This is a genomic window from Arthrobacter citreus, from assembly GCF_038405225.1.
GTDB lineage: Bacteria > Actinomycetota > Actinomycetes > Actinomycetales > Micrococcaceae > Arthrobacter_B > Arthrobacter_B citreus_A.
The window spans coordinates 455,606-468,349 of record NZ_CP151657.1 but is presented as its reverse complement, the minus strand read 5'-3'; the positions used below and the strand labels follow the sequence as shown (position 1 = coordinate 468,349).

Here is a 12,744-nt window from a genome sequence, read left to right as displayed (position 1 = left end):
ATGAACAGCTGGCATGAACTCCCCCACGCGGCCTTTGATCTTGAGACCACCGGCCGTGACCCGCATACCGCGCGCATCGTCACCGCATCCGTCATTCTGGTCAACGGGCAGGGCGTGGTCCTGCAGCACCACGAGTGGCTGGCCGCCGTCGAAGAGGACATCCCCGATGAGGCCGCAGCCATTCACGGTGTCAGCACCGAAAGGGCCCGGGCCGAGGGCCGTCCGGCCCCGGAAGTAACCGCAGAAATCGCCGGGGTGCTCGGCGGTTTCTTTGCGGCAGGCGTCCCGGTCCTGGCGTTCAACGCCTGCTACGACTTCACCGTGTTGAACCGGGAATGCGAACGCTTCGGGCTGACCGCACCGGCGCCGGCACCGGTGATTGATCCCTATATCCTGGACAAGCAGGTGGACCGGTACCGCCGCGGCAAGCGAACGCTGACTGCGCTGACCGAGCACTACGGCGTCGGTTTCGAGAACGCACACACCTCAGCCGCCGATGTGATGGCCACGCTGGGTGTCGCCCGCGCCATGGCCGGACGGTATCCGGTACTGCACGGAGATGCCGCGGACCTGCACCGGGCGCAGATCGGATGGGCCGGCGCGCAGGCCGCCAGCTTCCAGGACTACCTCCGGCGCAAGGATCCGGCGGCAGTGGTGGACGGTGCGTGGCCCACCCGTTCCTGACACATGGGCCCGTGAACGTCATGGGGCGCAACATCACTTCGCAGTGTGCCTTCGAGTCCTGTCCGGCGGCCTGTACATGAGATACTTGCACCTGTGTTAGGCGCTGATGGCGCCCCAGGCGCGACCAAGGAGACCTGCGTTTCAGGACCCTCCGGCGGACCGGCGTCTCGTGCCACGTGATTGGCAGACACCCCGCAAAGGCCTCAGCACCCGGACGTGCAAGGCACTTTCCTGTGCCCTCATCCGGCCGCTGACCAGCCCCGATACGTAGACCACGAGGATTAATGATCACAGTTACCGACCTGCGCAAGGTATACCGCCAGGGCGACCGCGATGTCACCGCGCTCGACGGCGTCAGCCTGAGCGTCCCGAAGGGTTCCATTCACGGGATCATCGGACATTCAGGCGCCGGCAAGTCAACACTGGTGCGTTGCCTCACGCTCCTGGACCGGCCGACGTCGGGTTCGGTAACCATCGACGGCCGGGAATTGACCGCGGTAAAAGACTCTGAAATCCGCACGGCCCGCCGCCGCATCGGCATGGTGTTCCAGCACGCGAACCTGATGGATTCGCGCACGGCCGCGGAAAACATCGCCCATCCCCTGGAGCTGGTAGGCGCCAAGAAGCAGGACATCCGGGACAAGGTCTCAGCCCTGCTGCGCCTGGTTGGCCTCGAGAGCTTTGCCGATGCCTACCCCGCCCAGCTCTCCGGCGGGCAGAAGCAGCGGGTGGGCATTGCCCGGGCCCTGGCCTCGGACCCGGACATCCTGCTGTGCGACGAGCCCACCTCCGCGCTCGATCCGGCCACCACCGACGACATTCTTGACCTGATCTCCGATCTGTCGCACCGGCTGGGGCTGACCGTGCTGATCATCACGCACGAGATGAACGTGGTGAAGCGCATCTGCGATTCCGTCTCGCTGCTCGAAGCCGGCCGCGTGGCCGAGCACGGCCCCCTGAACGAAGTTGCCTCCAACCTTCGCGGCCGGCTGGCCAAGGCGCTCATTCCGCTGCCGCCCACCCCGCTTCTTCCGGGTGACCCCACCGGCCCGGTCCTGGAGCTGCTGCTCACCGGCGGCAGCGCCACCGAACCTGTCCTTTCCGCCCTGACCCGGCGCTTCAACACGGATGTCAACGTTTTGGCCGGAAGTGTCGAAACCCTCGCGGGCAGCCGCTTCGGCCGCCTGCGCATCCAGCTTGATGTCCATACGGACATGCAGGCCGTCACCGACTATCTCGCCAACCAGGGCGTTGCCGTGGAGGTGGCAGCATGAACTTCCTCACCGAACTCCTGAACAATCCCGGCATTACCAAGGCGCTGCCCGAATCGATTGTGGAAACACTGCAGATGGTGGCTATTTCCGGCATCGTGACGCTGTTGATCGGCCTTCCGCTGGGCATCTTCCTGCATACCAGTGCTCCGGGCGGGCTGCGGCCCTTCCCCGTGATCAACCGGATCGTCAGCGACATCATTGTCAACATCACGCGCTCCATTCCGTTTGCCATCCTGATGGTCACCCTGATTCCGCTGGCAAGGATCATCACCGGCACTTCGATCGGGCCGATCGCTGCCTGCGTGGCGCTGAGCATCGGCACCATTCCGTTCTTCGCCCGCCTTGTCGAAACGGCGCTGCGGGATGTGTCCGGCGGGAAGATCGACGCCGCCCTGGTCATGGGATCAACTAAGATGCAGGTCGTCACCAAGGTCCTGCTGCCCGAAGCCATGCCCGGCCTGGTGGCCGCGCTGACCACCACCATGGTCACGCTGGTCGGTTACTCGGCCATGGCCGGCATCGTGGGCGGCGGCGGTTTGGGCCGCCTGGCGTACAACTACGGCGTGCAGCGGTTCGACAGCGGTGTCATGGTGGTGACCATCATCGTGATCGTGGCCATTGTCCAGGTCATCCAAATCACCGGCGACATCGTTGCCCGCCGCGTGGACCACCGCTCGGCCGGCGGTTCGGGAAAGCGCCGGCGCCGCCCGGAGCCCGCAGCGGCGGCCGCCGGTGTGGCGGCAGTGCCGGCAGAATCCGCCGGCTCCGCCCAGTCCGTTTCCGCTGAGGACTCCTCCGCTGTCTCCGAAGCACGTGTCCGGCGCTGAGCACCCCGCCGGAGAGGCAACACCCGTTGCCATCCAGAATTTCCGGTCCGCCGTCCCCGCCGTCCGCGGTGCGGCGGCCCGCGAAGCCGCAGCCAGTAGCCGCTAGCTGCTCCCTGTCCGGGTCTGAAGTTTCCATGCCCGGGTCACTTGAAAGGAACGCTTTCCTTGCGTAAATCTCTGACTCTTGTTGCCACCGGTGTGGCCGCTGCCCTGGCCCTTTCCGCCTGCGGAGGATCCGGCGAAGCGTCGTCCACCGTGGATACCCTTGATCCGGCCAATCCCGTCACCCTGACCGTCGGCGCCAGCCCGCTGCCGCACGGGAAGATCCTGCAGTTCATTGACGAAAACCTGGTGGCCGACACCGGCCTGGACCTGGAAATCAAGGAATTCGACGACTACGTCACGCCGAACATCGCCCTTGATGACGGTTCCCTGGATGCGAACTACTACCAGCACCTGCCGTACTTCGAGTCCCAGGTCGAGTCCCAGGGCTACGACTTTGAACACGGTGCCGGTGTGCACGTGGAACCGTATGCCGTGTTCTCCGAAAAGCACGAGGACATCTCCTCGGTTGGCGAGGGTGCCCGTGTCGCCATCACCAACGACCCCTCCAACCAGGCCCGCGCGCTGACGCTGCTGGAAGAAGCCGGGCTGCTGGAAAACGTCGATGCCGAGGCTTCGGTGCTCTCGCTGACGGATGAACAGAACCCCAAGGGCCTGGAATTCGTCGAAAACCAGCCCGAGCTGCTGGTCAACGACCTCTCGGACGCCACCGTCGACCTGGCGATCATCAACGGCAACTACATCCTGGCTGCCGAGCTAAGCACCGATGATGCCCTGCTGGTGGAGTCCGTCGAGGACAACCCGTACGCCAACTTCCTGGCCTGGAAGACCGGCAACAAAGACGCCCGCATCGACAAGCTCGAAGAGCTGCTGCACTCCCCCGAGGTCAAGTCCTACATCGAGGAAACCTGGCCCAACGGCGACGTCACCGCCGCCTTCTAGGTTTCGGTCCCGAACGTCAAAGGAGCCCCGCACCGGTCCAACCGGTGCGGGGCTCCTTTTTGGCGTACAGGGCTACGGCTTGGCGTTGGCCGCTGCCTTCGCCGCTGCCGGAAGGGCTGCGTAAATGCGCTCCATGGCCGCGTCGTCGTGCGCTCCGGAGAGGAACCAGGCCTCGAAGACCGACGGCGGCAGGTAGACCCCGGACTCCAGCATCGAGTGGAAGAACGGCTTATAGCGGTAGGCCTCCTGCGCCTGGGCCTGCTCGTAGTTGTGCACGCCGGTGGCTGAGGTGCCGAAGGCGACGCTGAAGAGGCTGCCGGCACGCTGGATGCTGTGGTCCACGCCGGCGTCCGTCAAAGCGGCGGACACGGCGGCGGACAGCTCGGCGGAGCGGGCGTCCACGGTGGCGTAGACCTCTGCCGTGGCTGCCTTCAGGGTGGCGACGCCGGCGGCCATGGCAATCGGGTTACCGGAGAGGGTGCCGGCCTGGTAGACCGGTCCCAGCGGAGCAAGGTGGTCCATGACGTCGGCGCGGCCGCCCAGGGCTGCCACGGGCATGCCGCCGCCGATGACCTTGCCGAAGGTGAACAGGTCCGGAGTCCAGCCTTCCTGCATGCCGGTGAGGCCCCAGTAGCCGGCCGGACCCGTACGGAAGCCGGTAAGGACCTCATCGAGGATCAGCAGGGCACCGTGGGATGCGGTGATCTGTGAGAGGGCTGCATTGAAGCCCGGCTCCGGCGTGACCACGCCCATGTTGGCGGGTGCCGCTTCGGTGATGACGGCGGCAATATTCGCGCCGTGCTCGGCAAAGGCGGCCTCGACGGCGGTGATGTCGTTGTAGGGCAGGACCAGCGTTTCGGCGGCCGTGGCCTCGGTGACCCCGGCGGATCCGGGCAGCGCCAGCGTGGCCAGCCCGGAGCCGGCGGCGGCCAGCAGGCCGTCGAGGTGGCCGTGGTAGCAGCCGGCAAACTTGATGATCAGGTTCCGGCCGGTGAAGCCGCGGGCCAGCCGAACCGCCGTCATGGTGGCCTCGGTTCCGGTGGAGACCATCCGCAGGCGCTTCACGGCGGGTACCCGGTCCATCACCAGCTGCGCCAGCTCGGCTTCCGCCGGAGTGGAGGCGCCAAAGGAGAGGCCGTTGTCAACGGCTGCGTGCACGGCGGCGATGACGTCGGGATGGGAGTGCCCCACCAGCGCCGGACCCCAGGAGCAGACCAGGTCCACGTATTCGCGGCCCTCGGAATCCGTGATGTACGGGCCTTTGGCGGAAACCATGAACCGGGGCGTGCCGCCCACGGAGCCAAACGCGCGGACCGGGGAGTTCACTCCGCCGGGCATCAGGGCCCGGGCACGGTCAAAGAGTTCCTCGGAGGACGAGTGGGCGGTGACAGGTGAGGTCATTACTTGCTTTCCTTCAGCCAGGCCGCCAGCTCGGTGGCCCAGTACGTGAGAATCATGTTGGCGCCGGCCCGCTTGATGCCCAGGACGGACTCCTCAATGGCCCGGCGGCGGTCAATCCAGCCGTTGGCGGCGGCCGCTTCAATCATCGCGTACTCGCCGGAGATCTGGTAAGCACCCACGGGAACCGGGGACATGGCGGCCACATCGGCCAGCACGTCCAGGTAGCTCATGGCCGGCTTGACCATCACCATGTCCGCGCCCTCTTCCAGGTCCAGTTCAACTTCGAGGAGTGCTTCCCGGCGGTTGGCGGAGTCCATCTGGTACGTGCGGCGGTCTCCCTTCAGCTGGGAATCCACGGCCTCGCGGAACGGGCCGTAGAACGCCGAAGCGTACTTCGCCGCGTAGGCGAAGAGCGAGACATCCGTGTGGCCGGCCGTATCGAGAGCCTGCCGGATGACGGCGATCTGTCCGTCCATCATGCCGGACGGGCCGAGGACATGCGCGCCGGCACGGGCCTGCTCCACGGCCATCCGCCCGTAGATTTCCAGCGTCGCATCATTGTCCACGCGGCCCTGGTCATCGAGGACGCCGCAGTGTCCGTGGTCGGTGAATTCATCAAGGCAAACATCGCTCATGATCACCAGATCATCGCCGACCTCCTCCCGGACAGCGGCGATGCCGCGGTTCAGGATACCGTTCGGATCGGTTCCGGCGCTGCCGGCCGCGTCCCGCTCGGAAGGGATGCCGAAGAGCATGATGCCGCCCACACCCAGCTCAACCGCTTCGGACGCGGCCTTCTTCAGGCTGTCCAGGGTGTGCTGGACGACGCCGGGCATCGAGGAGAGGGGGTTGGGCTCGGTGAGGCCTTCGCGGACAAAGGCGGGAAGAATCAGTTCGGCCGGATCGAGCCGGTACTGGGCGGTAAGGCGCCGCATGGCGGGCGTGGTGCGCAGTCGGCGCGGGCGGTGCTGGGGGAAGCTCATGAAGTTCTGCCTTCCGGATCTGGGGTTGGTTAAGTTGAGGGGCCCGTAGACACAGCAACGGCCAGGGCCTGCGCTATTCCCGCCGGTGTTGGATGCTCCGCCACGGCGTGCGCCGGCTGGCCAAGCTCCGCCATCCGGCCGGCGGTGCTGTCGCCAATGGCCACCAGGAGCGTCCCCTGCGGAAGCGGCGAGCACTGCTGCAGGAAACGCTTGGCGATGCTGGGCGATGTCAGGACGACGGCGCGGGGTCCCTTCGGAATGTCGGCCAGGAACTCCTGCGGAGTGAGGATGCGGGGGCCGCCGGCGGGGCTGCCCTCCAGGGCGGGCGTGAAGCGCACCCCGGTTGCCGGAAAATCAACGGTGCAGTAGGCGGTCACCGGACGGACCTCCCAGCCGAGGCCGGTCAGGGCCGCTGCCAGGGCCGGGTCAGCCAGGTCAGCCTGCGGGAGCAGGATCCTCAGGCCGCGGCCCTCGGGATCCGTTCCCGAGGGATGGGGCCAGGATTCAGCGAGTCCGCGGGCGGACTGGTCTCCCTCCGGCATCAGGTCAACGTCCAGCCCGATGTCCTCGAGCGCCTGCCGCGTGCCGGCCCCCACAGCCGCAATGCAGGTGGCGGAAGGTACGGCGGAGGTCACCGGAACACCGAGCGCCGCGCAGCGCCGGACCATGGCCCGGACGGTGGTAACGCTGGTGAAGATCACCCAGGCGAAACGTCCGGACCGCAGCGCCTTTAACGCCCGGTCAAGCTCGGCGGTGTCGGCGGGAAACTGAAAGTCGATCAGCGGCATCAGGGCCACGTTGGCACCCTGCTGTCCAAGTTCGGCGGCCATGGCCGCCGCGCGGTCGGGCGTGCGCGGCAGGACCACGGTCAGCCCGGCCAGTCCGGAACCGGGTTTCCTCGCTGCCACGTCAGCAGCCCGGAGCGCGGCGCATCAGCTGACCGCGAGGTCCGTCAGGGACGCCGCACCCGCAGCGAGCAGGTCCTCGGCGAGGCGGACGCCCAGGGCACGCGCGCCGTCCTCATCCAGCACCGCGGTTGCGGCCGAACGCCGCATAACCCGGGTTCCGTCATCACTGCACACCACGGTTTCCAGGTGCAGGCGGGTTTCGGTCAGCGAGGCCAGCGCGCCAATGGGTGCGGTGCAGCCGGCTTCGAGCCGGTTCAGCAGTGCCCGTTCAGCGGTGACCGTCAGACGGGCGGCATTGTTGTCATACGCGGCCAGGGCGCGGCTCAGCCGGCCCTCGGCGGCGTCGGGGCTGCGGCATTCCACCGCCAGCGCTCCCTGGCCCGGTGCCGGCAGCATGAGAGACGGGTCCAGGAACTCTGAGACCATTTCCAGCCGGCCCAGCCGGGCCAGGCCGGCTGCCGCCAGGACAACGGCGTCAAGATCACCCGGAGCTCCTTCAATGAGGCCGGCCACGCGGCCCAGCCGGGTGTCCACGTTGCCGCGGATATCCACCACGTCCAGGTCCGGGCGTGCGGCGCGCAGCTGTGCGGCCCGGCGCGGAGAACCGGTCCCCACTTTGGCACCCTCCGGCAGCTGGGCCAGGGTCAGCCCGTCCCGGGCGCACAGGGCGTCCCGGACGTCGGCCCGTGCCGGGATGGCTCCGATGGTCAGGCCATCGGCAGCCCCGGTGGGCAGGTCCTTCAATGAGTGCACGGCAACGTCGCAGTCCCCTGCCAGCAGCGAGTCACGCAGCGCCGCGACAAAAACTCCGGTGCCGCCAATTTGGGACAGCGCGGCGCGGTTGATGTCGCCTTCGGTGCGCACGCGCACCAGTTCGACGTCGAACCCGCCCAGTTCCGACAGCGCGTTGGCCACGGTGGTGGTCTGCGTGACGGCCAGGGCGCTGCCCCGGGTACCGACCAGCACCGGATCATGCGCCACTACTGCACACCCACGGTGGAGTCGGCGCCGGCGATGGTCGGCTTCTCGCCGCGCAGGTTGGCGCAGCAGTTCGGACGGCAGACGTCGTACCAGGGGCCAAGCTTGGTCAGGGCCGGCCGGTCGGTAATCGTGTTTTCCTCGGTGCGCTCGCACAGCAGGTCCACGAGGCCTGCGACAAAGGTCTCATGGATGCCCGGGGTTGGGGCTCGGTGCGCAGCCAGGCCCAGCTCCCTGCAGGTCTCCATGGCCTCGGTGTCCAGGTCCCACAGAACTTCCATGTGGTCGCTGACGAAGCCCAGCGGAACAATGACGGCGCCCTTGACGCCCTTGGCGGGCAGTTCGGCAATGGCGTCGTTGATGTCCGGTTCCAGCCACGGGGTGTGCGGGGATCCGGAGCGGGACTGGTAGACCAGCTGCCAGTCCACGCCGGCGGCTTCCGGGATGCGGTCCATGATGGCGCGCGCGTTGGCCAGGTGCTGCGCCACGTAGGCGCTGCCTTCCTCGAACTCGCGGTCGCGCGGGCCGGAGGCTTCGGCGTCGGCGGTGGGAATGGAGTGGGTGGAGAACAGGATCTCGATCTTCCCGTCTTCGTCCCCGCGAGCGGCCAGCTGCTCACGGACGTTCGCCAGGGAGTCGCGGACGCCTTCAACGAAGGGCTCCACGAAACCGGGGTGGTCGAAGTACTGGCGGACCTTGTCCACCTGCAGCTTCTTGTCCAGGCCAGTGGCGACCAGGTTCATGCCCAGGTCTTCGCGGTACTGGCGGCAGCTGGAGTAGGAGGAGTACACGCTGGTGGTAACCATCAGCAGGCGCCGGTAACCCGAGTCGTACGCTTCCTGCAGCACGTCCTTGATGTACGGAGCCCAGTTGCGGTTGCCCCACAGCACCGGGGTGTCGATGCCGCGGCGCTTCAGCTCGGCTTCGAGGGCCGCCTTCAGGGCGCGGTTCTGCTCGTTGATGGGGCTGATGCCGCCGTTGGCGCGGTAGTGGGTTGCCACCTCTTCCAGACGCTCATCCGGGATGCCGCGCCCGCGGGTGACGTTGCGCAGGAACGGGATGACGTCTTCCTGCCCTTCGGGGCCGCCAAAGGATGCCAGCAGAATGGCGTCGTAGTGCTTGGGAGCCATCCGCCCGTTCTCGTCAACGCCCTCAAACGGGTTCAGGGCTTCGGACCCGCTGCTGGAGTCGTTGTTCAGGGATGTTGTCATTTCAGTACCTCGGCAACTTCGGCGGCGGCGATGCGCCGGCCGGTGTAGAAGGGAGTTTCTTCGCGGACGTGGTTGCGTGCCTCGGTGGAGCGAAGGTGGCGCATCATGTCCACGAGGTCAACCAGCTGGGGTGCTTCCAGGCCCAGGATCCATTCCCAGTCACCCAGGGCAAAGGAGGCAACGGTGTTGGCCAGGACCTGGGGGAATTCGCGGCCCAGCATGCCGTGGTCGCGCAGCATCTTGCCGCGCTCCTCGGCGGGGAGGATGTACCACTCGTAGGAGCGGACAAACGGGTACACGCAGATCCATGCTTCGGGAGCGATGCCCCGGGCGTAGGAGGGCCAGTGGTTCTTGGAGAACTCGGCGTCGCGGTGCACGCCCATGGCGGACCAGACGATTTCAGTGCCGGTAAACAGTCCGGACCGGCGGATTTCGCGGATCGCCGCCTGCAGGTCCTCGGCCCGGCCGCCGTGCAGCCAGACCATGATGTCGGCGTCTGCGCGCATTGCGGATACGTCGTACAGTCCGCGCAGGGTTACTGACCGTGAGGAGAGGTCCTGCGTCAGGGCCTCGAAGGCCCTGATGTTCTCTTCGGCGTCGGCGGGTTCAGCGCCGGCTCCACCCTCGGCTGACCGCTTGAAAACGGTCCAGAGGGTAAAGAACTGCTCTTCGGCGGCGGCTGTTTCTTCGGTGGTCTGACCCATGGGCTCACTCATGATTAACAGTCTGCCCTTCCGGGCAGGCTTAGACGAAATACTCCACTTCTACTTCTTGTAGAAAGTGGTTAATGTCACAGTTGGTCCAGCTGCTCCGCCAGGCCCGTTATCCGGGTCCTGGTATCGGCGGTCACGGCAGCCAGTCCAGTGCCGGCGAGCCAGGCTCCCACCACTTCAAGTCCGGGCACGGCGTCCACCGCCGCACGGACCGCAGTGACCCGCTCCCGGTGCCCGACGGCGGCGGAGGGCAGAGCGCCAACCCAGCGGACCACATCCCAGCCCACCACGTCGTCAACGCCCAGCGGGACCTGCAGCAGCACGGACGCGTCCGCCAGCGCCTGGGCAAACAGGTCCTCGTCGTCCCGGTTCACCGGGCTTGGCCGCGTCTGCGCGCCGGCGGGGGCCGCACTGAGTGCGCGCCCGTAGGACAGCCGCAGAACGTGCGTCCCCGGTCCCGTGGAGTCCGCCAGCCACTGCCACTTGGCCGTGGCGTGCGTCAGCGCTTTGGCGTCCACCGCTTCAACGTCCTCCGCCACCAGGACACCGGTGCCGCGGGGGTTGGCATCCAGGTCCGGCTGGTCCACCACCAGGGTCACGAGGGCGACGCCGGGCCCCGGACCGGGACGCGCGGCTGCGAGTTCCGGGACGGTGTCGGCCAGCAGTTCGACGGCGGTGGGCCCGTCGGTGGCCATCACCAGCGCATCAGCGGACAGCGTGCGGCCGGCGGCGGACACAATCCAGCCGTCAGCGCCGCGTTGGACCGACTCAACGGCCACCCCGGTGTCGATCTTGACGCCCAGCGCCGCCAGGTCCTCTTCCAGCGCCCTGCTGAGCATGCCCATGCCGCCGGCCAGGCCGGCAACGGTGGACCCGGCCGGAGCCGCGGCCCGCATGGCACCCACCGCGGCTGCAAGGGAACCGTGCTTTGCCAGCGCCGCGCGCAGTCCCGGTGCCACCGAGTCCACGTCCAGGACGTCCGGATCCGAGGAATAGACGCCCCCGACCACGGGTGCCACGAGCCGGCGCAGCACGGCATCACCCATGCGTGCACGGACAACCTCGCCGAGGCTGAGGCTTTCCTTCCGGGCCAGGGAGCCAACCGGCAGGATCCTGTCCAGGGCGGCACGTGCGGCACCGGCGCGTCCAATCGCCCGGACAATCTCGGGAGCGCGCGGGTCCGCGGGAATGCCGAGCATCCCGGTTTGCGGCATCCGCTGGGCGGCAGCTGCGACGTCGTCACCGGACAGCTGCAGCCATGCGCCGTCCCGGTTGGGGTTCACGACGGCGCCGCTGAGTCCCAGCTCCTCAATCAGGTCGGGCACGGCGCGGGACCGGGTGGCGAAGGACTCCGCTCCGCTGTCCAGGGTCAGCCCGGCAACCGAATGGGTGCCCACACAGCCGCCAAGGGAAGCGCCGGCCTCGAGCAGCGTCACGGCCAGGCCGCGGCGGGCCAGGTCCCGCGCTGCGATGAGTCCGGAAATACCGCCGCCAACCACCACGGCGCTGCGGGCCTCAGTGATGGGCACGGATACGGGTTCAGCCGCGGGAGCGGGCTTGCGGACGGCCGGGAAATGGGGAAGAACCGGGCGGTGCGGCATGGTTACGGCTCCACCGAGTGGATCAGCTCAACGACGCGCGTCAGGACGTCCGGATTGGTGTCCGGCGGAACTCCGTGGCCCAGGTTGACCACATGGCCCGGCGCATTCGCTCCGGCTGCCAGCACGTCCCGGACGTGGGCCTCGAGCACCGGCCAGGGAGCTTCCAGCAGAGCGGGGTCAATGTTGCCCTGCAGCGGCGTGGTGCCGCCCAGCCGGCGGTTGGCCTCATCAAGCGGCAGTCGGTAATCCACGCCGACAACGTCAACGCCGACGTCGCGCATTGCTCCGAGCAGTTCGGAGGTGCCCGTGCCGAAGTGAATCAGCGGGGCACCCAGGTCACGGACATGGTCCAGGGCGCGCGCCGAGGCCGGTGCCACATGGCGGGTGTAATCGGCCAGGCCAAGGGATCCCGCCCAGGAGTCGAACAGCTGCCCGGCACTGGCTCCGGCCTCAAGCTGGGCGCGCAGGAACATGCCCGAAGCGTCGGCGGCCCACTGCGTCAATGCCTGCCAGGTCTCGGGATCGGCGTGCATCATGGTGCGGGGGCCGAGGTGGTCGCGGGACGGCTTCCCCTCCACCATGTACGCGGCAAGCGTAAAGGGCGCACCGGCAAAGCCGATCAGGGGCGTGCTGCCCAGCTCGGCCACGGTCAGGCGGACGGCTTCACGGATTGGTTCCAGTGATTCCTCGGTCAGGACCGGCAGGGCGGCTGCGTCGGCTGCGGTCCGCACCGGCGCTCCCAGGACCGGGCCGACACCCGGAACGATGTCCACGTCAACGCCGGCGAGCTTGAGCGGAATAACGATGTCCGAAAAGAAGATCCCGGCGTCCACGTCGTGCCGGCGGACCGGCTGCAGGGTGATTTCCGAAGCCATGGCCGGGTCCAGGCACGAATCCAGCATGGCCGTCCCCTCCCGCAGCTTGCGGTATTCCGGAAGTGACCTGCCGGCCTGCCGCATAAACCAGACCGGCCGGCGGGACGGAGTTCCGCCGCGGTAAGCGGTAATCAGGGGGGAATCGGCCGTGCGGCCATCCATGAGCGGATGAGAGGCGCTAAGAGTCATACCCTGATTCTCTCCAAAATCCCCGCCGAAGGATAACCAGGGTCCCGGGCCGGGGCCCGGATGGCATCAGGGGTGATGGGAAACACCCCGGAAAG

At 67.6% G+C, this 12,744-nt stretch carries 11 protein-coding genes and 1 pseudogene; 4 read left to right on the top strand and 8 right to left on the bottom strand.

Annotated features, from left to right (window positions below):
* The 4 genes and pseudogenes from AAE021_RS02255 to AAE021_RS02240 all read left to right on the top strand — a co-directional run bounded on the left by AAE021_RS02255 (position 1) and on the right by AAE021_RS02240 (position 3,790).
* Positions 1–684: a 3'-5' exonuclease gene (locus tag AAE021_RS02255; protein WP_342024047.1), complete on the top strand. Its 684-nt coding sequence runs from the start codon at positions 1–3 to the stop codon at positions 682–684.
* A gap of 284 nt (positions 685–968) precedes the next feature.
* Positions 969–1,958: a methionine ABC transporter ATP-binding protein gene (locus AAE021_RS02250; protein WP_342024046.1), complete on the top strand. Its 990-nt coding sequence runs from the start codon at positions 969–971 to the stop codon at positions 1,956–1,958.
* Positions 1,955–2,632 (top strand): annotated as a pseudogene (locus AAE021_RS02245) (methionine ABC transporter permease); the annotation flags it as partial. The gene AAE021_RS02250 and the pseudogene AAE021_RS02245, both read left to right, overlap by 4 nt.
* 318 nt (positions 2,633–2,950) lie before the next feature.
* Positions 2,951–3,790, top strand: coding sequence for a MetQ/NlpA family ABC transporter substrate-binding protein (locus AAE021_RS02240; protein WP_342024045.1), 840 nt, complete (start codon positions 2,951–2,953; stop codon positions 3,788–3,790).
* A 72-nt stretch (positions 3,791–3,862) separates the two neighbouring features.
* Here the strand turns inward: AAE021_RS02240 and hemL are convergent, their stop codons facing one another.
* The 8 genes from hemL to hemE all read right to left on the bottom strand — a co-directional run bounded on the left by hemL (position 3,863) and on the right by hemE (position 12,649).
* Entirely contained in the window at positions 3,863–5,191 is a 1,329-nt protein-coding gene (gene hemL / locus AAE021_RS02235) for a glutamate-1-semialdehyde 2,1-aminomutase (protein ID WP_342024044.1), read from the bottom strand.
* Positions 5,191–6,174 carry a porphobilinogen synthase gene (gene hemB / locus AAE021_RS02230; RefSeq protein WP_342024043.1) on the bottom strand — a complete coding sequence of 328 codons (984 nt, stop codon included), beginning with the start codon at positions 6,172–6,174 and terminating at the stop codon, positions 5,191–5,193. Before hemB ends, hemL begins: the two co-directional genes overlap by 1 nt.
* Before the next feature lie 29 nt (positions 6,175–6,203).
* Positions 6,204–7,082, bottom strand: coding sequence for a uroporphyrinogen-III synthase (locus AAE021_RS02225; RefSeq protein ID WP_342024042.1), 879 nt, complete (start codon positions 7,080–7,082; stop codon positions 6,204–6,206).
* Positions 7,083–7,106: 24 nt separating this feature from the next.
* On the bottom strand, positions 7,107–8,063 hold the full coding sequence (hemC, locus tag AAE021_RS02220) for a hydroxymethylbilane synthase (RefSeq protein ID WP_342024040.1): 957 nt from the start codon (positions 8,061–8,063) through the stop codon (positions 7,107–7,109).
* Entirely contained in the window at positions 8,063–9,271 is a 1,209-nt protein-coding gene (locus tag AAE021_RS02215) for a ferrochelatase (protein ID WP_342024039.1), read from the bottom strand. Before AAE021_RS02215 ends, hemC begins: the two co-directional genes overlap by 1 nt.
* On the bottom strand, positions 9,268–9,987 hold the full coding sequence (gene hemQ / locus AAE021_RS02210) for a hydrogen peroxide-dependent heme synthase (RefSeq protein WP_342024038.1): 720 nt from the start codon (positions 9,985–9,987) through the stop codon (positions 9,268–9,270). Before hemQ ends, AAE021_RS02215 begins: the two co-directional genes overlap by 4 nt.
* Before the next feature lie 74 nt (positions 9,988–10,061).
* The gene (gene hemG / locus AAE021_RS02205) at positions 10,062–11,585 is read right to left on the bottom strand and encodes a protoporphyrinogen oxidase (RefSeq protein WP_342024037.1); all 1,524 of its coding nucleotides are present in this window, start codon (positions 11,583–11,585) and stop codon (positions 10,062–10,064) included.
* A gap of 2 nt (positions 11,586–11,587) precedes the next feature.
* Positions 11,588–12,649 (bottom strand): uroporphyrinogen decarboxylase, encoded by a 1,062-nt coding sequence (hemE, locus tag AAE021_RS02200; protein ID WP_342024036.1) that lies wholly within the window; start codon positions 12,647–12,649, stop codon positions 11,588–11,590.
* Positions 12,650–12,744 lie beyond the last annotated feature (95 nt).

What these genes read in the sequence shown, in the direction of transcription:
- AAE021_RS02255 (WP_342024047.1), top strand. Translation starts at nt 1, where the DNA reads ATGAACAGCTGGCATGAACTCCCCCACGCGGCCTTTGATCTTGAGACC.
- AAE021_RS02250 (WP_342024046.1), top strand. Translation starts at nt 969, where the DNA reads ATGATCACAGTTACCGACCTGCGCAAGGTATACCGCCAGGGCGACCGC.
- hemL (WP_342024044.1), bottom strand. Translation starts at nt 5,191, where the DNA reads ATGACCTCACCTGTCACCGCCCACTCGTCCTCCGAGGAACTCTTTGAC.
- hemB (WP_342024043.1), bottom strand. Translation starts at nt 6,174, where the DNA reads ATGAGCTTCCCCCAGCACCGCCCGCGCCGACTGCGCACCACGCCCGCC.
- AAE021_RS02215 (WP_342024039.1), bottom strand. Translation starts at nt 9,271, where the DNA reads ATGACAACATCCCTGAACAACGACTCCAGCAGCGGGTCCGAAGCCCTG.
- hemQ (WP_342024038.1), bottom strand. Translation starts at nt 9,987, where the DNA reads ATGAGTGAGCCCATGGGTCAGACCACCGAAGAAACAGCCGCCGCCGAA.
- hemG (WP_342024037.1), bottom strand. Translation starts at nt 11,585, where the DNA reads ATGCCGCACCGCCCGGTTCTTCCCCATTTCCCGGCCGTCCGCAAGCCC.
- hemE (WP_342024036.1), bottom strand. Translation starts at nt 12,649, where the DNA reads ATGACTCTTAGCGCCTCTCATCCGCTCATGGATGGCCGCACGGCCGAT.